At 44.7% G+C, this 19706-nt stretch carries 16 protein-coding genes; 5 read left to right on the plus strand and 11 right to left on the minus strand.

Annotation, left to right across the window (positions count from 1 at the left end):
• Nucleotides 1-271: 271 nt before the first annotated feature.
• The 3 genes from H8B19_RS01420 to fabB form a co-directional block, all read right to left on the minus strand.
• A complete protein-coding gene (locus H8B19_RS01420) occupies nt 272-1288 on the minus strand; it encodes an aspartate-semialdehyde dehydrogenase (protein ID WP_186504987.1) in 1017 nt (338 codons plus the stop codon).
• A gap of 32 nt (nt 1289-1320) precedes the next feature.
• The gene (locus H8B19_RS01425) at nt 1321-2448 is read right to left on the minus strand and encodes a 4-phosphoerythronate dehydrogenase (protein WP_186504988.1); all 1128 of its coding nucleotides are present in this window, start codon (nt 2446-2448) and stop codon (nt 1321-1323) included.
• Nucleotides 2449-2576: 128 nt separating this feature from the next.
• On the minus strand, nt 2577-3791 hold the full coding sequence (fabB, locus tag H8B19_RS01430) for a beta-ketoacyl-ACP synthase I (RefSeq protein ID WP_186504989.1): 1215 nt from the start codon (nt 3789-3791) through the stop codon (nt 2577-2579).
• A gap of 168 nt (nt 3792-3959) precedes the next feature.
• Here fabB and mnmC point away from each other — a divergent pair, with 168 nt between their 5' ends.
• Nucleotides 3960-5975 carry a bifunctional tRNA (5-methylaminomethyl-2-thiouridine)(34)-methyltransferase MnmC2/FAD-dependent 5-carboxymethylaminomethyl-2-thiouridine(34) oxidoreductase MnmC1 gene (gene mnmC, locus H8B19_RS01435; RefSeq protein ID WP_186504990.1) on the plus strand — a complete coding sequence of 672 codons (2016 nt, stop codon included), beginning with the start codon at nt 3960-3962 and terminating at the stop codon, nt 5973-5975.
• Between the two features lie 40 nt (nt 5976-6015).
• Here the strand turns inward: mnmC and H8B19_RS01440 are convergent, their stop codons facing one another.
• Genes H8B19_RS01440 through H8B19_RS01450 form a run of 3 tightly spaced genes read right to left on the minus strand, consistent with a single transcriptional unit; the run spans nt 6016 to nt 8016 of the window.
• Entirely contained in the window at nt 6016-6300 is a 285-nt protein-coding gene (locus H8B19_RS01440; RefSeq protein ID WP_186504991.1) for a YfcL family protein, read from the minus strand.
• On the minus strand, nt 6300-7427 hold the full coding sequence (locus H8B19_RS01445) for an ATP-NAD kinase family protein (protein ID WP_186504992.1): 1128 nt from the start codon (nt 7425-7427) through the stop codon (nt 6300-6302). The genes H8B19_RS01440 and H8B19_RS01445 overlap by 1 nt, the downstream gene beginning before the upstream one ends.
• Complete coding sequence (locus tag H8B19_RS01450) at nt 7417-8016, minus strand: elongation factor P hydroxylase (protein WP_206683150.1); 600 nt, start codon at nt 8014-8016, stop codon at nt 7417-7419. The genes H8B19_RS01445 and H8B19_RS01450 overlap by 11 nt, the downstream gene beginning before the upstream one ends.
• A 138-nt stretch (nt 8017-8154) precedes the next feature.
• Between H8B19_RS01450 and H8B19_RS01455 the strand changes: the two genes are divergently transcribed.
• Nucleotides 8155-8976: an SDR family oxidoreductase gene (locus H8B19_RS01455; protein ID WP_186504993.1), complete on the plus strand. Its 822-nt coding sequence runs from the start codon at nt 8155-8157 to the stop codon at nt 8974-8976.
• On the opposite strand, the gene H8B19_RS01460 is transcribed toward H8B19_RS01455, so the two are convergent.
• A complete protein-coding gene (locus H8B19_RS01460) occupies nt 8969-10009 on the minus strand; it encodes a serine hydrolase domain-containing protein (protein ID WP_186504994.1) in 1041 nt (346 codons plus the stop codon). The two genes, H8B19_RS01455 and H8B19_RS01460, sit on opposite strands and share 8 nt — an antisense overlap.
• A gap of 209 nt (nt 10010-10218) precedes the next feature.
• Here H8B19_RS01460 and H8B19_RS01465 point away from each other — a divergent pair, with 209 nt between their 5' ends.
• The 3 genes from H8B19_RS01465 (at nt 10219) to H8B19_RS01475 (ending at nt 14767) form a co-directional block, all read left to right on the plus strand.
• Nucleotides 10219-12561, plus strand: coding sequence for a TonB-dependent receptor domain-containing protein (locus tag H8B19_RS01465; protein ID WP_186504995.1), 2343 nt, complete (start codon nt 10219-10221; stop codon nt 12559-12561).
• A 71-nt stretch (nt 12562-12632) separates the two neighbouring features.
• On the plus strand, nt 12633-13727 hold the full coding sequence (locus H8B19_RS01470) for an alkaline phosphatase family protein (RefSeq protein WP_186504996.1): 1095 nt from the start codon (nt 12633-12635) through the stop codon (nt 13725-13727).
• Nucleotides 13724-14767: an alkaline phosphatase D family protein gene (locus H8B19_RS01475; RefSeq protein WP_186504997.1), complete on the plus strand. Its 1044-nt coding sequence runs from the start codon at nt 13724-13726 to the stop codon at nt 14765-14767. The genes H8B19_RS01470 and H8B19_RS01475 overlap by 4 nt, the downstream gene beginning before the upstream one ends.
• Before the next feature lie 67 nt (nt 14768-14834).
• Here H8B19_RS01475 and H8B19_RS01480 read toward each other — a convergent pair whose 3' ends face one another.
• The 4 genes from H8B19_RS01480 to prmB all read right to left on the minus strand — a co-directional run bounded on the left by H8B19_RS01480 (nt 14835) and on the right by prmB (nt 19673).
• On the minus strand, nt 14835-16289 hold the full coding sequence (locus tag H8B19_RS01480) for an alpha/beta hydrolase-fold protein (RefSeq protein ID WP_186504998.1): 1455 nt from the start codon (nt 16287-16289) through the stop codon (nt 14835-14837).
• 188 nt (nt 16290-16477) lie between these two features.
• Nucleotides 16478-17641 carry an MFS transporter gene (locus H8B19_RS01485; protein ID WP_186504999.1) on the minus strand — a complete coding sequence of 388 codons (1164 nt, stop codon included), beginning with the start codon at nt 17639-17641 and terminating at the stop codon, nt 16478-16480.
• A 3-nt stretch (nt 17642-17644) separates the two neighbouring features.
• Nucleotides 17645-18745 carry a chorismate synthase gene (gene aroC, locus H8B19_RS01490; protein ID WP_186505000.1) on the minus strand — a complete coding sequence of 367 codons (1101 nt, stop codon included), beginning with the start codon at nt 18743-18745 and terminating at the stop codon, nt 17645-17647.
• A gap of 7 nt (nt 18746-18752) precedes the next feature.
• Nucleotides 18753-19673, minus strand: coding sequence for a 50S ribosomal protein L3 N(5)-glutamine methyltransferase (gene prmB, locus H8B19_RS01495; RefSeq protein WP_186505001.1), 921 nt, complete (start codon nt 19671-19673; stop codon nt 18753-18755).
• Between the last annotated feature and the right edge of the window lie 33 nt (nt 19674-19706).

A 19706-nucleotide genomic window follows, 5' to 3' on the forward strand; every position in this document is an offset into this window, starting at 1 on the left:
ACACTCCCTACCTAAGGGATTTCTTTTGCAAGACGCGTTCCAAAGTTACTATAAATCATCAACTTGTACCATCTAAAACGCATGGTAAAACGACTTATTGGTGAATATTAGTACTATCCAGTTTAACGGCATTAGCGACTTCGCTTTTAGCGCTAATTATTGTGGTAAAAACAGGCCTTTGCCAATAAAAAGCGCTGAGTTAACTCTCTGTGCAGATATAAAAAAGGGGTGAACCATCACCCCTTCATATTCTGTATAGCATGATAATCGATTATAAATAATCCCGGATTAGATGCTCTGCAATCTGAATACTGTTGGTTGCCGCCCCTTTGCGCACATTATCCGCAACCACCCACATATTAATGCCATTGGGGTGCGAAATATCGTTACGAATACGACCAACAAACACGTCATCTTTACCGCTGGCATTGCCTACCTGAGTTGGAAAATCTTCGCGATTCGCCATCAAAGTGATGCCAGGTGCGGCAGCCAATAAGGCTTTGACTTCTTCGGCATCAATTGGCTGATGTGTTTCAATATGAATCGCTTCACCGTGACCATAAAATACCGGTACCCGTACTGCGGTTGGATTAACCAAAATGCTTTCGTCACCCATAATTTTGTGGGTTTCCCACACCATTTTCATTTCTTCTTTGGTGTAATCATTATTCTGAAATACATCAATTTGCGGGATAACATTAAATGCGATTTGGCGACTAAAAGCCTCTACCTGAGGTTCGCGACCACTCAATAGTGCATTACATTGCTTTGCCAGTTCTTCAATCGCAGAACGGCCGGCACCCGACACCGACTGATAAGTGGCAACATTAATACGTGCAATACCTACAGCATCCTGAATAGGCTTTAATGCAACCATCATTTGAATAGTCGAGCAGTTTGGATTAGCAATGATATTACGATTACGGAAATCAGCAATGGCATGGGCATTTACTTCTGGTACCACCAGCGGAATGTCAGCTTCATATCGAAACTGCGAGGTGTTGTCGATAACAACACAGCCGGCTTCTGCAGCTATAGGCGCATATTTAGCTGATGTACTGCCACCAGCGGAGAAAAAACCGATCTGGGTTTTAGAAAAATCGAAGGTTTCTGCATCCAGTACCGTTACGTCCTTGCCTTTGAACTTAATCTTTTCACCAGCTGAACGAGCACTGGCGAGTGGATAAAGTGTGTTAACCGGAAATTCCCGTTGTTCAAGAATCTCAATTATATTCTGGCCAACCAGACCTGTTGCACCTAATACCGCAACATCAAAGGCTTGTGACATTATTTGTAATCTCCATTGTGTAAAAGTATGAGTTAAGGTTTTGCTGAAAAACCCAGCCCGTAGATTGCCTGTGAAAGCGCACAATTGCCAGCATTTACCTGCAGCGCTGCAAATTCTCTTCTTATAGCATAGTTTTTTCGGATATATTCAAAATCTGTTGCACTAACAACCTTATTTCTAAAGGTTTTATCATCCAAAGCAACGTCATAGGATTTTTTAACGACAGCATACAAATCCGACCAATCAAGAGGTTGGTTACTTAGCTCAATCACAGCATGTTCTGGTTGAGGTAACATGGGTTGTAATGATATCGAGTTTGGTAGTGAAAAGTGTTTAGCCGCTGCCTGATATACCATTTCGGTACCATTAGCTTTACCTTCCACGCTATGGCCAGCTATATGTGCAGTTGCTATATCCACATAAGGGATCAGTTCATACACAATATCCGGTTCATTTTCCCACACATCCAGGACAACTTTGCGTTGTGCACCCTGCTGATACAAAGCTAACAAGGCATTATTATCCAGCACTTCTCCCCGGCAGGCATTGATGAGTAACTGATTTTCATTTAGTTCAGCTAAACGTTTCGCATCGAACAGGTGTTGCGTAGGATGCTCACCGGCTGTGACCAGAGGCACATGCAAACTGATGATATCGCACTGCATGATGGCGTCCATATCCACAAAGCTACGTGGATCTCCCTCTGCCAGCTTTGGTGGGTCACACAACAGATAACGCATGCCTAACGCATCCAACTTACGAGCTAATGCACTTCCCGCTTGCCCCGCGCCAACAATACCAACGGTTTTATCCGGCAAATGCCAGTTGTAACGCCGAGCCAACTCACACAAACAACTCACGACATATTCCGCCACTGACACAGAATTACAGCCGGCGGCTACGTAATACGGAATATTGCGTTGATTCAGATACTCGATGTCGATGTGATTGAAACCTGCAGTGGCTGTTGCAACAAATTTGAGATTTTTACATTCGCCTATCAAAGCCTGATTAACCTTGGTTGTCGAGCGTACAAACAGCATACCTGCATCAGCAATCTGTGCCGGAGTAACCGTTTTACCAGAAAAAGCCTGACATTCACCCCACTGAGAAAAAAAACGTTCAGCGTAAGGCATTGAATCTTCGTAGTATATTTTCATGATTTAGCAGAATAGGCTGGCAAAAAGTGTCCGCATTATGCCATACAATGAATTGAGAAATGAGTGGGTTTTGAAGAGAAAAATGCAGCCTTAGACCATCAAAAAATCTAAAGCTGCCATTTGCAGGATTATTGCTGGAACTTTTGCATCACTAATGTGGCATTGGTGCCACCAAAACCAAAACTGTTTGACATAACTGTGGTTAACTCAGCGTCACGGGGTTGTTTAACAATATCCAGACCTTCTGCTTTTTCATCCAGATTATCGATATTCACTGACGGGGCGACAAAACCATTTTCCATCATAATTAAACAGTAAATCGCTTCTTGCACACCAGCTGCACCTAACCCATGTCCAGTCATGGCTTTAGTAGCAGAAATAGCCGGGGAATTACCACCAAATACTTCCTGAATAGCAGCCAGTTCCTTAACATCACCAACCGGTGTCGAAGTGCCATGGGTATTTAAATAATCGATTTTGGCATCGATACCTTGCATCGCTTGCTGCATACAGCGCACTGCACCTTCACCTGATGGTGCAACCATATCGTAACCATCTGAAGTCGCACCATAACCAATAATCTCACCATAAATTTTGGCGCCGCGAGCCAACGCATGTTCCAGCTCTTCGACTACAACCATACCGCCGCCACCAGAGATAACAAAACCGTCACGATCTGCATCATAAGTACGCGATGCAACACCTGGGTTGTCATTGTATTTGGTTGACAACGCGCCCATGGCATCAAATTCCATCGCCAGTGTCCAGTGAACTTCTTCACCGCCACCGGCGAAAACAATGTCCTGTTTGCCTAACTGGATTTGCTCTACCGCATGGCCAATACAATGCGCACTGGTGGCACAAGCAGAACTCATAGAATAGTTAATGCCTTTAATTTTAAATGGCGTGGCCAAACAAGCAGAAACCGTGCTGCTCATGGTACGGGTTACCATGTAGGGACCAACCCGTTTAACGCCTTTAGCCCGCAAAATGTCAGCCGCATCAACCTGATGTTTAGAGGATGCACCACCTGATCCCGCCACCAGTCCAGTGCGCGGATTAGACACTTGTTCTTCAGTTAACCCCGCATCCTCAATTGCCTGTTGCATCGAAATGTGTGCATAGGCTGCAGCGTCGCCCATAAAACGCAATGTTTTACGATCGATATGTTCACTGACATCCAGTTTAATATCACCACTTACGTGGCTACGCAGTCCCAGTTCAGCAAATTCTTCGCTGTAGCTAATGCCACTCTTACCGGCTCTCAGCGCTTCCAACACTTCCTGTTTATTGTTGCCAATACTGGATACCACACCGATACCAGTTATCACTGCTCTTTTCATATAAAACCCTATTCCGAAAAATTGCCGCACATGTTAATGATTTTGACCTGTAAAGTGGTCTGCTTTTTACAAAAAAGTGGCAATTTTTTATAAAAATTTGTTGTATAGCATTCTGATATTAACAGCTAACACGTACAATAATGCTGTTTTATCTCAGGAATGTGTATTTTGTCTATTAAAGCCGCCGATATTCAATTTAACCAATATGGCACCCCCTTCACAGACCAGTTTGACGATATTTATTTTTCAAATCAAAGTGGACTACAGGAAACAGAATACGTTTTTTTTAAAAACAACCAGCTTCCTAAGCGCTGGTTAACGTTCCCATCAGCACATTTTACCGTTGCTGAAACTGGCTTTGGTACTGGTCTTAATTTTTTAGCTTGCTGGCAGCTGTTTCAACAAACAATGCTGCGACAAGAAGATAACGTTAATGGTTCCTGTGCACTTAAAAAACTGCACTTTATCAGCGTAGAAAAGTTTCCGTTAAATAAAGACGACTTAGAAACCGCACTCAATGCCTGGCCTCAACTTACTGCATTTAGCCAGCAATTAATTGAACAATACCCAGATTTAGTCGAAGGATGTCATCGATTAGTTTTCGACAATGTCACGCTCGATTTATGGTTTGGTGATGTCGCTGATGTCTTTCCTGCCATGAACAATCAGCAAAGCGGTATTGTTGATGCCTGGTTTTTAGATGGTTTTGCCCCATCTAAGAACCCACAAATGTGGTCACAAACCTTGTTCGACCAGATGTCCCGACTTGCCAAAGCAGATGCGACTTTTGCTACATTTACCGCGGCAGGATTTGTACGCCGTGGCCTGCAACAAGCCGGTTTTGACGCTGTTAAAGTCAAAGGTTTTGGTCAAAAACGTGAGATGCTGGCAGGCAAACTGAACCTGAAAATCAAACCTGACAATAACCAAACTTTAACCCCATGGTTTACCCAATCCCCTGCCACTGGCAATAAGGTAGCGATTATTGGCGCAGGTTTAGCCGGTGCTAATCTGGCTTATTCACTTTCACAACGTGGTTATCGGGTCGAGATGTATTCGGCCGGAAGTGAAGTGGCAGAGCGCGCCTCCGGCAATCGTCAGGGCGGTTTTTACCCGCAATTGCATGTGCAAAAAAATATCGCCAGCGATATTCAGGCACTGGCTTTTGGTTTCGCCTTACGTCGTTATCAAACGCTGTTAAAACAAGGTGTCGAATTTGCCCATGAGTTTTGTGGAGTGTTGCAAATTGCCTTTACCAACGCGATTCAAACTCGTTATCAGCAACTGGCCGATAAATCACAATGGCCGGGCTCGTTAGTGGAATTAATTAATGCTACAAACGCCACTGAAATTGCTGGCGTTACTATGCCCTATCCGGCTTTACATATTAAAAAAGGCGGCTGGATCCATCCTGCGGGTTTGGTTGAGGCGCTGATTAAACAATCCGGCACCAAAGTTCATCTAAATCATGCTTTAACTGACTTAGTAGAACAGGATAATGGCTGGCGCATGCAGTTTGATAATCAAGCTGTACAGCAAGCTGATATTGTTGTGTTAGCTACCGGCGATTGCAGCCACAACATCAAGCAGCTAAATGGCGTTCCTTATCGTTTAGTACGTGGTCAGGTGGAACAAGTGCCTGCTGCTGGCGCTTTGGCACAGTTAAAAACGGTTTTATGTCATAAAGGCTATTTAACCCCTGCCATGCATGGTGATTGTGCGCTGGGCTCCACCTATATCAAAAACGATACGGCAACCGAGCACCGGCTTGAAGAACAAAACACCAACCTTGCCGTGTTAAACAAAGCGCTAAGCGAGTGTGATTGGGTTAAACAGGTTAAAGCAGTGCAACAAGGCCGTGCCTCTGTACGTTGCAGCACGCCGGATCATTTGCCTGTTGCCGGACACATCGCTAACTGGCAACAACAACTTGAAGACTATCAGGCGCTGTATAAAGCCTTGCCAGCAGCGCAATATGCTAAGGCGGCTAACCTGCCAAATCTGTACAGTTTAAGTGCTTTAGGTTCACGCGGACTGTGCACTGCGCCACTATTAGCCGACTATGTGGCAAGTTTAATTGCCAATGAGCCATTGCCACTTCCACAAACGTTAATCAATGCGCTGGTCCCAAATCGTTTTTTAATCCGGGCATTAACTCGCCGCGACACACCTTATTCAGGCTGATTAACCAGAGCCTGTTGCTCCGAGACTGATGTGGCAAAACTTAGTTAAGTGCGGTTTGGTGTAGCGCGTGCCAGTAATCCAGTACCTGTTGCTGATCCTCTGGCTCCAGTTCTTTTTTATCAAAAGCCTGTTGCAGGCTATCCAGCATCGCTTCATTGCACGCCGGTACTGAAGTGTTGTTGCTTTGTTCACACTGACTCACCACCAGTGAAAAATGGCCATGTAAATAACCAGACATAAACAGTTCCTGATCACTGCCGTTTTCTACGGCAGCGTCAAATTGTGATTCAATTACATCTACATATTGATCAAAAGATAACGACATTATTCATTCCCGGGCGCAGCGACTGGATATAATACCTGGTCACGATAGCCGGTGATCACTGGCAAAAATCCGCTTAAGGATTTATCCAGTTCAGCATCACCGGTATCCACTAACAGTGGACGACCTTGCAGCGCCTGTAATTTGGTTTTAGTGGCAATTAGCAAGATATTCTCTTTGCCAATCTGTTTTATAAGTTGCGGGCTAAGTTGTTGATTACCCCGTCCAAAAATATGGCCCTGCCCCCCAATTAAGGTAATCACCAGTTTTGCAGGTTGATTATCGATGCTATCCAGCAATTGCTGCGCGGTTAAATCACTGGCAATCAGTTGCTGCTCTTTAACCAGGTCGACCCCCAGCAAGGTATTGGGCAAACCGAGAGATTGCATCACAGCGGCAACAGTTGAGCCGGAACCCATTACAAAATACTCGTCTTCCATCAATTCACTGATGTAATCAGCAATATCAGCCAGCACTAATTCTTCTGATTCTTTACCACCTGACTTGGTGGCCTGAATATAACGCAGCTCAAGCGGTATCTGCATTTCACCATACATTTTGGCAATCACTTTACCCTGACGAAATTTTTCTTCATCAATGTCTTTAACATCTGCGGTATCCACGCTTACCAGTTCACCGCAGAGCATTTTTTCAACCACCCTTCCACTGGCTTTAGGGCTCACGCCATAGACACCTGAGTGGATTTTACATCCCGCAGGCACGCCCAGCACAGGCATAGCAGTATGCACTATGCTGCAAATATTACGTGCGGTACCATCGCCACCGGCAAATAACAGCAAATCTACCTTGGTGTCTAACATGGCATAAGCGGCATTTTCACTATCAATAGCTTCGGTTTGTTGATGCGCTGGTGTGTACACCACTTGTACGTTAAAGCCCATTTCATGTGCGAGCGCTTCGCCCATATCGCGCGCTGCGGTAATAATCTGAACTTGTTTTTTGTACGGCAGAATTATTTCCAGCGCCTCACGCATACGTTGTTGCGCTTTGGGTATAGCTCCCATGGCAAGTGCTTGTTCACGCACCTCTTTACCGTCACTGCCTTTAAGTGCCATAGCGCCGCCAATGCCGGCCCAGGGGTTGATGATCAAACCAAGCTTAAACGACATGCAAATCTACCGGACAGGATTTACTAGGTATCGGATCTGTTTGATAAAACTCTTTTAAACCATCAATAAACTGCTGCGCGCGCGGAGGAAAACCATATAACAAATAGTCTTTTAATTGTTGCTGGACTTTGTCGCGAAAACCTTCACGATCAGGCTCGGCACCATTCAGGTTATCTGTGCTGACCTGAAACGACTTTCCTGCCGCCAGACAAAACGCCCACTCGATAGCCTGTGGTTTCACTTCAACTTTTTCAAACTCTGCCTGTTGCTGGGCATTGCGCCCATCGGGGCAATACCAATATCCGTAGTCTTCTTTTTCGCGTCTTTTATCCCCGGCCAAACACCAGTGGGCAATTTCATGTAAGGCACTGGCATAAAATCCATGAGCAAATACGACTTGCGCGTAGTGCGCACCATGACCTGCAGGAAGATAAACAGGTTCGTCCGTACCTTTAATCAACCGCGTATTAAAGCTGTCAGCAAACAGCCGATCAAAAATAGTGATCAGATCCTGATACTGATGACGTTTGCTAGCAGACGCATCATTACTCTGATGGTCATTATGCATAGGGGAAAGAGTGCTGCTCATAGGGCGGGCATTTTACCTGTCACCCTCAGACAATCAAGTACCGCTTTTAAGGCTTTTTAATTGTTTTTGATCTTAGTCACGAACCACAATCAACTTGCCTGTGGTAACCTCAACAAAACGTATAACGATTCGAGTTTTATGAAAATTTCAATTTGTGGTTATGGCTGGTTAGGACTGCCTTTGGCGCTGCATATACAGCAGAAGGGTCAGCAAATAATTGGTACAACCCGTACAGCCGCCAAACAACACCAGCTAAAACAGCAAGATTTAGATACAGTGCTGTATTCACTGGGTGATGACATCACCTCAAGCGAGCTGCAAACCTTATTTGATTGCGACGTATTAATTTTAAATATCGCACCCGGGCGAAAACAACTTGATGCGACAGCCTTTGTAAAAAACATGACCGACTTCATTCAGCAAGCCAAAACAGCAGGAACTAAAAAGCTGTTATTTATTAGCACCACGTCAGTTTATGGCGAGCAAACCGGGGTTATCACAGAGTCATCGCCCTTACAGCCCACAACAGCATCAGGCCAATGTCATCAATTAATCGAGCAAGTGGTATTCGATGTTTTTGCGCAAGCGGGTGCAGTCATGCGACTAGCGGGTTTAGTAGGAGAAAATCGACACCCTGCCCGCTATTTAGCCGGTAAAACAGATATAGCAAACGGCCAACACGTGGTTAATTTAGTGCATCAAACCGATGTGATTAATGCCATCAACAGTCTTATTCAACACCATGCTTTTGGTGATATTTATCATTTATGCAGTCACGACCATCCCACGCGTCAGGCATATTACCAGTGGGCGTGTGACACGTTAGGTTTGCCACCAGCTCAATTTGAAGAATCAAACTATGCCCCAAAAGATCAGGGTAAACTCATAGATGCACAACAAAGCTGTCAAAAGCTGGGGTTAGAACTTAGATACCCCAGTCCGTTTGATATGCTTAACTAGCCTGCTTGTGCCTAAGTAAAATATCAACAATACGTTGATAAACAATTTCCAGAATACTCCAGCTATCGCCGCCATTGGTATTCACCAGCAACACCACCACTGCATCAATATCTTTATGGTAACGCGCAATACTCGAATAACCGGGCAATAACCCCGTATGACCATATTGATAAAGAGATGAATAAATTGTTTGTTCGCTATCAGTTAATAGTGAACCATCATTTAACGCCCGAATAAAAATGCCTACATCTTCAGCCGTCGCTACCATAGAGCCGCCAGGATTCACAAAGTCGTTGCCCTTGATATCCGGCTCATATCCCTGAAAATAACCGCTGGTAACATCCTCCAGATTCACTTCCTTAAGCAAACTAAAGGTATGGGTTAAACCAAGCGGCTGCACTATCTGTTGTTGAATAAACTGGTGATGGCTGTAACCCAGAGCGCGATCCATGATTGCACCCAACAACAAGTAATTAGAATTGGAATATTCGTAATCGCTGTCCGGGGGGAAATTCGACGGTTTATTGATAAACAGTGCCAAGGCGCCTTGATTATCCGGTGGGTTATCCCAGGGGAAATCAGGATTATCGCTGTAATTGTAAATACCACTGCGATGCTGCACCAACATGCGCAATGCGATGGTATCGGCATTTTCTATTTTATTGGCAACAGCAGGTAACAAGTCAGCCAGGGTATCGTCCTGATGCAAGACTTGCTGGTTAATCAATTTAGCCACCGCAACCGCGATATATAACTTACTGATGCTGGCGATTTTAAAATACGCGTGAGGATCAGCCGGAATTTTGTCTTTGCGGTTATTCCAGCCTGCGGCTAATAATTGCGGTGGTTGCCCAGCTTCGTCGATATACGCAATCGCACCATCAAATCCATGTTCAAGCCCTTGTTCTAATTGTTGTTGTACTGTGTCAGGTAAAGGTGCAATCCAGATACTGATGATATTCCAGGGCACAAACGCCAAACTCGCTAAACTGCATGTAATAAGCACAATTTGAAATAAGCGTTTTCCGTTCATAACCTCGTCCTCAAACTTTGGCTTATCGATGCCCTAAGCCACTCATATTACGTAGAAATTACAAAATAATTACCATTTAATCCTGTCATAAAAAAGTCGTAAAAACATCAATTAACTGTCAAGTTTTTGCCGCTTTCTCTTCACAAAACTGCTGCACATTAGCGCGCTTATAAAAACAACACACTCAACTACAAATAATGGAACCGCTAATGAAATTAGGACATTACAAACATCTCGCAATGTGCATTGCGTGCGCGTTAACCCAACAAGCCATGGCAGAGGAAGCTGCACCAGCTAACAAGGAAGAAACCACATTGGAAGAAATCACTGTCGTGGGACGCAGTGTTTCTTATGCGAACAACCAGACTGATGATTCGATGCTTAAACAGCAAACGGCACTCACCAGTGCATTGGCTGTTATCGATAATCTACCTGGTGTACTTATCAACGAAGGTGATACCTTTGGTTCTGACGACTGGTCTACCACTGTATCTATTCGTGGCTTTCAGTTAAGCCTCGATGAACAGCAAATCGGTATTACCATCGATGGCATCGCCAACGGTAACTCAAACTATGGTGGTGGTGCCAAAGCCAACCGTTATATCGACACCGAAAACTTAGGTCGTGTAGAAGTATCTCAAGGTACGGGCGATGTAGCCTCCCGCTCTAACGAAGCGTTAGGCGGTACATTAAACTTCACTACTTATGATCCAGGCGTGACTGAGCGCATGACCACCAGTTTGTCATTAGGTAGTTTTGATGCACAGAAGTACTTTGTACGTTACGAAACCGGTGAAATCGCTAAAGATACCTTTGCATGGGTAAGTGTATCCAGCAGCCAAAACAGTGACTGGGTTGATCAGGTTGCCGAAAACAAACGTGATCACTTAGCAGCTAAAGTATTATCCAACATTGGTGGTGTTGATTTCACCGCTTACGTTAGCTGGGATGATACCCACGAAGATAACTACCAACGTGTAAGCCTGGCTCAGTTTATTCAAAATCCAGAATCAGATAATTTAACCTCGGAATGGACAGGTATTCCTTACGTAGACCAGGTCTATCGTCGCGGTTGGTCTACTCTGCGTGAAAACCTTTTTGGTTACTTAAAAGCGTCTTATCAGGTGGGTGATTTAGAGCTCTCTGGTAATGTTTATTATCACCATAATGAAGGCCGTGGTGACTGGGTTCCTCAGTATGTAGTGGATGTTCACGCCGATGGTGACAATCAGGCACATTCTGAACTGGTTTCAGGTAATACTTATTATGGCGGCAGTGCATTAGGACAAATAAAGTTTGTTGATTCTAACGGTATGGCACTTAGTCCAATTGACGGTTGTCAAAGTTCAATCGTATTCCCATACGGTGGAGCTGGTGCAGATTACGATCCAAACTGTTATGAAGATGGTGCCGTTCCTGTTGGTTCATATCGTCACAGCCACTACAAAAAAGAACGTGTAGGTTTTGATGCTGACTTTGTTTACTACACCCGTTTAAATGGTATGGATAACGAATTACGAGGCGGAATCTGGTATGAAGATTACAAGCGTCAGGAATCCCGTGACTGGCATAAAATCATTGATTCTAAAACCAGCTACGAATTTGACCACACGCCTTACTGGGTGCAGTACGATAACCGCTTCCCGGTTACCACCACCATGTTTTATGCCGAAGATGAATTGGATACCGGCTTTGCCAAATTCCGTTTGGGTGTAAAACAGTTTTTTGTCGACTTAGAGCGTTTCGACAACTTTGGTGAAGGTGAACACCGTGAGGTTAACTCAGATTCTGATCTGTTAGTTTCGGGTGGTGTGGTTGTGCAAACCGGCATCGATGGATTGGAAGTATTTGCCGGTTATGCCGAAAACTTTGCTGCGATCAAAGACGCGGTATTAGAAAAAGAAGCTTCTGCACTGGAAGATATCGAACCAGAAACCGCCGATAATATCGATGCGGGTTTACGTTTTGTGTCAGGCAGCGTTAACGCCAGTATCACCTACTATGATATCAAATTCGAAAACCGCCTAACCTTTATCTCTCCGGACTCACCTGATGGTGTTAACTACCTGGATGAAAACAATGGCGCTTACATTAACGTAGGTGGTATTGAATCTAAGGGTGTGGAAGCTTCGTTAACCGTTGATTTAAGCGAACGCTGGTCGCTGTATGGTTCATATACGCATAATACCTCTGAATACACTGGTGGTTTGAGTGATTATCCGGAAGGTAATCAGGTATTTGGCTCTGCGAAAAACATGGCAGTTGTCTCTGTTGATTACACACACGGTAACTACTTTGCCGGTAGTTCAACCAAATGGGTCGATGACCGTTATATTGATGCCGCTAATACCCAGATTGCGCCGGGCTATGTTGTGACGGATTTCTACGCTGGTGTTGCTGTTGAATCTCCGGTTCAGGGCATTGAGTCAATCAACGTGCGTATGACCATCAACAATATGTTTGATAAGAGCTATTTAGGTGGTATTGCTGGTCAGGCCGCATGGATTGGATCACCACGTTCTGCTGCTTTAAACCTGAGCATGAGCTTCTAATATAAACTTGAAAAAATAAAGGCAGGTGATCCTGCCTTTTTTCGTTTTTAAACCCTGTAAGGATAACAACAATGCGCGCTATTTTATTTGTATTGCTAAGCCTTTATCTCAGCTCAATGTCGGCCACTGCCGCCGATAATTTGGTTATTGTTACTATGGATGGCATGCGCTGGCAGGAAGTGTTCAACGGCATCGATCCGGTTTTAACTAATAATGAGAAATTTACCCGCGACGGTTTTAATATCAAATCAACATTCGATGCAGAGAATAATGAATTAAAACGCCAAAAACTGATGCCATTTTTGTGGAACACGGTTGTTCAGCAGGGCGTCATCACCGGCAATCAAAACGCAGGTTCTTCCATGTTAGTTTCCAATAACTGGTGGTTCTCTTATCCCGGTTATAACGAATTACTGACTGGCAAAGCCGACAACCGTATTAACTCTAATCAAGCCATCGATAATAAAAATGTGACCATGTTAGAGTGGCTTAATCAGCAATCCGGTTTTAAATACCAGGTGGCGGTATTTGGCAGTTGGGATGTCTTTCCGGCAATTATTAACCAGAGCCGCAGCAAATTGATGATTAACGCCGGTTTTATGCCCGCTAACTGGCCGGGGTTAAGCACCAAGGCCCAGTGGTTAAATCAATTACAACAACAAGTCCCAAGCCCATGGCACAACGTGAGGTTAGATGCCTTTACCGCAGGTTTTGCCAGTGAATATATCGCCCAGCATAAACCGCGCGTCATTTATTTAGCCTTAGGTGAAACCGACGATTTTGCTCACGATGGCCATTACGACCAGTTAATTGCTGATTTATGGCAGCAACTGCAATCGATACCCCAATACAAAAATAACACCAACCTTATTATTACCAGTGATCATGGTCGTGGTAATAACGAACACACCTGGCAACATCACGCTAGTCTGGACGCAATTAAAGGTTACATGAAAGAACTCAAAGGCGATGAGAGTGCCATTGTTGGCTCGAATGAAATCTGGATGGCTGCCATGGGGCCAGACATTAAAAAAATGGGTGAATGGCAACATGCTCCTACTCTTTATTTAAACCAAATCGCAGCAACGGCCTTGAATACACTAAAAATAAATCCGGATAACTATGCCAGCGATATCGGTAAACCTGTAACGGAGATTTTAAAATGAAGTCTGTCACCAGATTCATCGGCTGTTTGCTGCTAATCGCCAGTTATTCAACTCTGGCTAATCAAACAAGCTTTACCTTGTTATATGGATCTTGTTTACATCAGGATAAACCGCAACCGATTTGGAATGCGATTAATCGCGAACCGGGCGATGTGTTTATGTTGCTCGGTGACAATATTTATGGAGATAGCGAAGATCCGGACGTATTAGCCGCCAAATATAAAAAACAATGGCAAGTTGAAGGTTTTGCTACGCAGCGTCAACGCATGCCATTAATCGGCATATGGGACGACCATGATTTTGGTGTAAATGACGGTGGTAAAGAGTACCCCAGTAAAGAAGCCTCTCGCCAGTTGATGCTCGATTATTTCAATGAAGCCAAAGACAGTGCAAGACGCACCCGTGCAGACGGAATATACACTAGCTATGTCTATGGTGAGGCGCCACATCGGGTGCAAATTATTTTGCCCGACCTACGCTGGAATCGCGATGCGATAAATCACGTAAGCAAAGTGGAGTATCTGGCACAAAAAGCACCGAAAAACATGGGGCCTTATTTGCCCACCACCGAATCGGGTGCAACTATGCTGGGTGAAAAACAATGGCAATGGCTGGAGCAGCAATTACAAGTCCCTGCTGAGGTGCGTATTATCGGCTCCAGTTTACAGTTACTGCCAGAATTTACAGGCTGGGAAGCCTGGGCGAACTTTCCGGCAGATCGCCAGCGCTTGATGGATTTGTTAGATAAATATCAGGTTAATAATCTGGTGATTTTAAGTGGCGATACTCACTGGGGAGAACTGTCTAAAATTACCCGTAAAAACGGTCAATCCCTATATGAGATGACCTCATCCGGCTTAACTGAAACCTGGCACGATGTCAGCCCTAACCAACATCGTATCAGCAAAAGTTTTGCCCATGCCAATTACGGTGTGGTCAAAATCGACTGGTTAGAGCATCCAGCCATCACTCTGACTTTAAAAGATGTAAACGGTAGTGATGTCTTTAGTCAGGTTATTCCGCTTCCTGTAAAACCATAAAAACGCACAATATTTGATACAGGCCTGATGTGTCAGGCCTGTCATCTCCTGACGAACTATTCCGCTATCAATTTAATGTTTCGCAAGCTGACTCATGTTTAGGCAATATATATTCGGTACCATACACATCTAAAATGAGTTGATACCCCATATCAGTTTGCTTAAAGCTAAATCCATATCCCGGTGAAACACGCATAAAAAACTGTTCATTGCTTTTGGGGAACAACTCAAAATCACGCCATCCCTGACGTTTTCCCAGCAATGTTCCATTTTTGCTAACGATGTAGAAAGTCGCATCATCCGATGAATAACAACCATTATATGTATCCAGGATTTCGTTACTCACGCTAACAGGATTATCCAATAATGCTATTTGTTGTAGATATTGCTCTGCGTTACCCTGACCATTAATCGATGCTTTTGCTATTTCATATGCCCGTTTATATTCTTTACGCGCATTATCCGTATCGCCCGCTAGTACATAGGCATTGGCTAATCGAGAATTATTAGGCGCAAACCCCGGATAAGCCTGCGCGTTAATTTTAAACACTGCCACTGCACCGGCATAGTCACCTTTTTTCTGCAAATAATTGCCTAGTCCTACATAATTCTCAGCAGTTTGAATCGCAGTTTCACCATATTTGTTTAACAATGTTTGTTCACGCTGCATAAAGCCATCCTTGCTGAAATCCTGCCATTTGTCCTCTGTGTAGGCGATATCGGAAAAGACATACACCAAGCCATCATAGGTGACCGACATAGGCGCGGACATATGCCCCTCATCAGGATAAACCTTATGCTGAAAACGAATTTTTGAATTTTTGGCCGCCGCCAGGCTATCAACAAACTGCTTTAATTCCTGTTGCATGCCATAACCATCCAGCGCACCAATACCAAAATAGACCGCAGTGTCTGTTACAAACCTTTTGTTAAACTCAGTTTTAGCTTGCTTAAGAATGGCAAAGTCATTCCACCATAGAGAAGGTGCGGTAATGATAAATGCATTGAAGTCACTTTGGCCCTTCAGTAATTCATCGGCTGCTAATAATCCTGAAAGAGAATGTCCAAATAAAATACGGTACGGATGGGTTGGATAATGTGCATCAATATAAGGGGTTAACTCATGTTTAATAAAATACATAAAGTTATCACCACCGCCACTTTGCGCTGAATACGCCTCCACATTAGTGGGGGTGTAATCACGGATCCGATTAGGTGCAGGGATGGCGACAATAATTAATTCAGGAATTCCACGCCACTGCGCTAACATTCTGGCACTGGCTACCGCCTGAGCAATATTTTGATCACCGTCTAATAAGTACAATACCGGGTAATGCTTTTGACTTTGTTGATAATCTTTCGGTAAAGAAATATAAAACTCACGTTTTTCATTAAGCCGTTCCGACTTAATCTCAAACCTGTCCGCTAAAGTGATCGGTTCAAGCTGACTAACTTCAACTTGCCGGGCTTGGGCAGTTATTGAAAATACGCATAACACCAATAACCTAATCGAATTTTTCATTCATTCCCCTGATAGCATTAATTTTTAAGTCATGTTAGTCGAGCCAAAAACTAAAAAGGTTTAAATAACGCTGAATATATAAAGCACTGTTATTAATTTAGAGTACGTCTAATCCTTCGCCCCATGTCTGGCACAAAGCCCGTCAAAATAACAAATAATGAAATACAGAGTATGAAGCAGACGTGAAATTAAGATTTAAATACAAACTCTTTAGAACGCAAGGTTAAAACAATAACGCCCGCAACAAGGGCCGACAGTGACGCAAAGGCAAAGGTATAATAAGCCTCCATTTGCCATAAATAGCCCGCCACATAATTACCTATCGCACCGCCACCACCAAAGGAAATACTCACGTAAATTGCCTGTCCGCGGCTTTGGTATTTACGTCCAAAAAAACCATGCACAAACTGCATTGAGGCAGCATGGGCTAACCCAAAGGTGACTGCGTGCATCAGTTGCACCAAGATCAGCACCGCAAAATACTGCGCGGCGGATGCCAGTAAATACCAGCGGATAGCTGCAATAAACAAACAAAATACCAGTACGCGTTTAATGCCATGCCGACTGATAATTTTACCTGCCACTAAAAACAGCAGCACCTCAGCCAATACGCCCAGCGCGATTAACCAGCCGGTTTGCTGCCCGCTGTAACCCAAATCGCGCATATAAAGCGCGAAGAAACCATAAAAGGGCCCAAAGCTAACCTGCAATAAAATCGCCGACAGGATAAACACAATAAACACCGGCGCTTTTAATTTACCCCAGATACTGCCCTGCTCTTCATGGCTTTGCATAATGGGTGGCTGATGCAAAAACAAGGTAGCGATAGTCAGCCCGGCCAGTACCAGCATACTGGCGTAGATCACCGATTCGGAACTAAAAATATCCAGTGCTTTACCCAGCAATACGGTACACACGATATAACCAATACTGCCCCATAACCGAATACGGCTGTATTTGCCTGAATCACTGTGCACTGTGTTTAAGGTGATGACTTCAAGCTGCGGCAACACTGCCGTCCAGAACATCATCACTAATCCCAGACTAAGCGCGATGCCCCAGTAATCGTCAAAGACAAACAACAGGCCAAAGGCCAGTACCGATAACAAACTACCCAGTTGCAATATCGGCAGCAGCTTACCGGTTTTATCGGCGACCACCGCCCATAGATTGGGGCCAAAGATGCGGGTCAAGGTAATAAAGGCAATTAGCTGGCCAATGGCAATCGAATCAAAACCACGCCCGTCGAGAAAAACGCCCAGATACGGCGTCATAATGCCAAGCTGGCCAAAATACAAAAAGTAAACCAGCGCCAGCCTTAACAGGGTGGCGCGTTGTGGAGTTGCAGACATTAACTATTTAACTTGTGCAGGAATAACAGGAGTGGTGCAATTTACACCGGTGTTTTGCGCACGATGTCTTAATAAATGATCCATCAGGGTTAGCGCCAACATCGCCTCAGCAATGGGTACTGCACGAATGCCCACACAAGGATCGTGACGACCTTTGGTCACCACCTCAATGCTGTTGCCATCGACATCTATGGTTTCACCCGGTACGGAAATACTGGATGTTGGCTTTAACGCCATGCTTACCAACAAATCCTGACCAGAAGAAATACCGCCCAATACACCACCAGAATGATTAGAGGCAAAGCCTTGCGGCGTCAGCGGATCGCGGTGTTCACTGCCCTTTTGCTCTACCACACCAAAACCGTCACCCATTTCCACGCCTTTGACTGCGTTGATACCCATCATGGCATGGGCGATATCGGCATCGAGGCGATCAAATACCGGCTCACCTAAGCCCACCGGCATATTAGTGGCTACCACCGTCACTTTGGCACCAATCGAATCACCCTGTTTTTTCAGGTCGCGCATGTATTCATCCAGCGCATCGAGCTTGCTTACGTCGGGGCAGAAAAACGGATTATTGTTGATTTCAGCATAATCAACCTGCTCGATTTTGATTGGCCCTAATTGCGATAAAAACCCGTGAATTTCAATGCCATGGGCTTGCTTTAAATATTTTTTAGCAATGGCACCGGCCGCAACTCTAACCGCAGTTTCACGAGCTGATGAACGACCACCACCGCGATAATCGCGGCTACCGTATTTTTGGGTATAGGTATAATCAGCATGGCCGGGACGAAATCTGTCTTTGATATTGGCATAATCACCCGAGCGTTGATCGGTATTTTGAATCAACAAGCCAATCGAGGTGCCAGTGGTTCTACCTTCAAACACACCGGATAAAATTTTCACCGCGTCGTCTTCACGACGCGCCGTGGTATAACGGGAAGTGCCGGGTTTGCGGCGGTCGAGATCAACCTGCATATCTTCTTCACATAATTCCAGTCCCGGTGGGCAACCGTCTACTATGCCACCAATGGCCGGTCCATGACTTTCACCAAAGGTGGTGAGGGTGAAGATTTTTCCGAAACTGTTTCCCGACATTGTTCTTTTATACCTGCGTTAAATGTTTAACTAAATCCGCTTTACTGATAGCAAATACGCCATGACCACCGCGCTCAAATTCGATCCATTGCAGTGGTAAATGCGGATATTGTAATTCCATATGTACCTGTGAATTGCCCACTTCGACAATCAACCAACCTTTGTCGGTCAGATGCGACGCAGCCTGGGTTAAAATGGTGTGCACCAAATCTAATCCATCATCACCGGCGGCCAGCCCCATTTCCGGTTCGTGGCGAAATTCATCCGGCAGATTATCCATATCTTCCACATCCACGTAAGGTGGATTGCTGACAATCAGATCGTATTGCTGCGAGCCCAGATTGTTAAACAAATCGGACTGAATGGGAAATACTCTATTGCTTAGGTCATATTCCTGAATGTTCATTTCCGCCACGGCTAAGGCGTCTTCACTTAAATCTACCGCATCAACCACAGCTTCGGGAAACGCCATAGCACAGGCAATAGCGATACAGCCACTACCGGTACACATATCTAAAAGATGCTGTGGTTCTTCAGTTAGCCAGCTATCAAAACGTTTTTCAATCAGTTCACCAATCGGTGAGCGCGGCACTAATACACGCTCATCCACATAAAAAGGATGGCCGCAAAACCAGGCCTGATTGGTCAAATAAGCGATAGGCACACGACGTTGCACCCGCTCCAGTACATTTTCAACAATCAGTTGTTTTTCACTGCGGGTCAGGCGCGCCTGCAAAATTTGTTCGTTACCTTCCGGTGGTAAATGCAGTAATTGCAAAATCAGGCTGAGTGCTTCATCCCACGGATTATCGGTTCCGTGACCAAAATACAAACCGGCATCGTTAAAGCGACTGACGGACCAGCGAACAAAGTCATAAATGCTGCACAGGTCCTGTACAGGCTCTTCAAGGTAATATTTATCTGCCATCTGTTTGCCTACAAAGAGAAGTTTTGCGCTATT

The sequence above is a fragment of the Neptunicella marina genome, assembly GCF_014270035.1.
Lineage (GTDB): Bacteria > Pseudomonadota > Gammaproteobacteria > Enterobacterales > Alteromonadaceae > Neptunicella > Neptunicella marina.

Coding starts and splice junctions, on each gene's coding strand:
- H8B19_RS01420 (WP_186504987.1), bottom strand. CDS start 1,288: ATGTCACAAGCCTTTGATGTTGCGGTATTAGGTGCAACAGGTCTGGTT.
- H8B19_RS01425 (WP_186504988.1), bottom strand. CDS start 2,448: ATGAAAATATACTACGAAGATTCAATGCCTTACGCTGAACGTTTTTTT.
- fabB (WP_186504989.1), bottom strand. CDS start 3,791: ATGAAAAGAGCAGTGATAACTGGTATCGGTGTGGTATCCAGTATTGGC.
- H8B19_RS01440 (WP_186504991.1), bottom strand. CDS start 6,300: ATGTCGTTATCTTTTGATCAATATGTAGATGTAATTGAATCACAATTT.
- H8B19_RS01445 (WP_186504992.1), bottom strand. CDS start 7,427: ATGTCGTTTAAGCTTGGTTTGATCATCAACCCCTGGGCCGGCATTGGC.
- H8B19_RS01450 (WP_206683150.1), bottom strand. CDS start 8,016: ATGAGCAGCACTCTTTCCCCTATGCATAATGACCATCAGAGTAATGAT.
- H8B19_RS01455 (WP_186504993.1), top strand. CDS start 8,155: ATGAAAATTTCAATTTGTGGTTATGGCTGGTTAGGACTGCCTTTGGCG.
- H8B19_RS01460 (WP_186504994.1), bottom strand. CDS start 10,009: ATGAACGGAAAACGCTTATTTCAAATTGTGCTTATTACATGCAGTTTA.
- H8B19_RS01465 (WP_186504995.1), top strand. CDS start 10,219: ATGAAATTAGGACATTACAAACATCTCGCAATGTGCATTGCGTGCGCG.
- H8B19_RS01470 (WP_186504996.1), top strand. CDS start 12,633: ATGCGCGCTATTTTATTTGTATTGCTAAGCCTTTATCTCAGCTCAATG.
- H8B19_RS01475 (WP_186504997.1), top strand. CDS start 13,724: ATGAAGTCTGTCACCAGATTCATCGGCTGTTTGCTGCTAATCGCCAGT.
- H8B19_RS01480 (WP_186504998.1), bottom strand. CDS start 16,289: ATGAAAAATTCGATTAGGTTATTGGTGTTATGCGTATTTTCAATAACT.
- H8B19_RS01485 (WP_186504999.1), bottom strand. CDS start 17,641: ATGTCTGCAACTCCACAACGCGCCACCCTGTTAAGGCTGGCGCTGGTT.
- aroC (WP_186505000.1), bottom strand. CDS start 18,745: ATGTCGGGAAACAGTTTCGGAAAAATCTTCACCCTCACCACCTTTGGT.
- prmB (WP_186505001.1), bottom strand. CDS start 19,673: ATGGCAGATAAATATTACCTTGAAGAGCCTGTACAGGACCTGTGCAGC.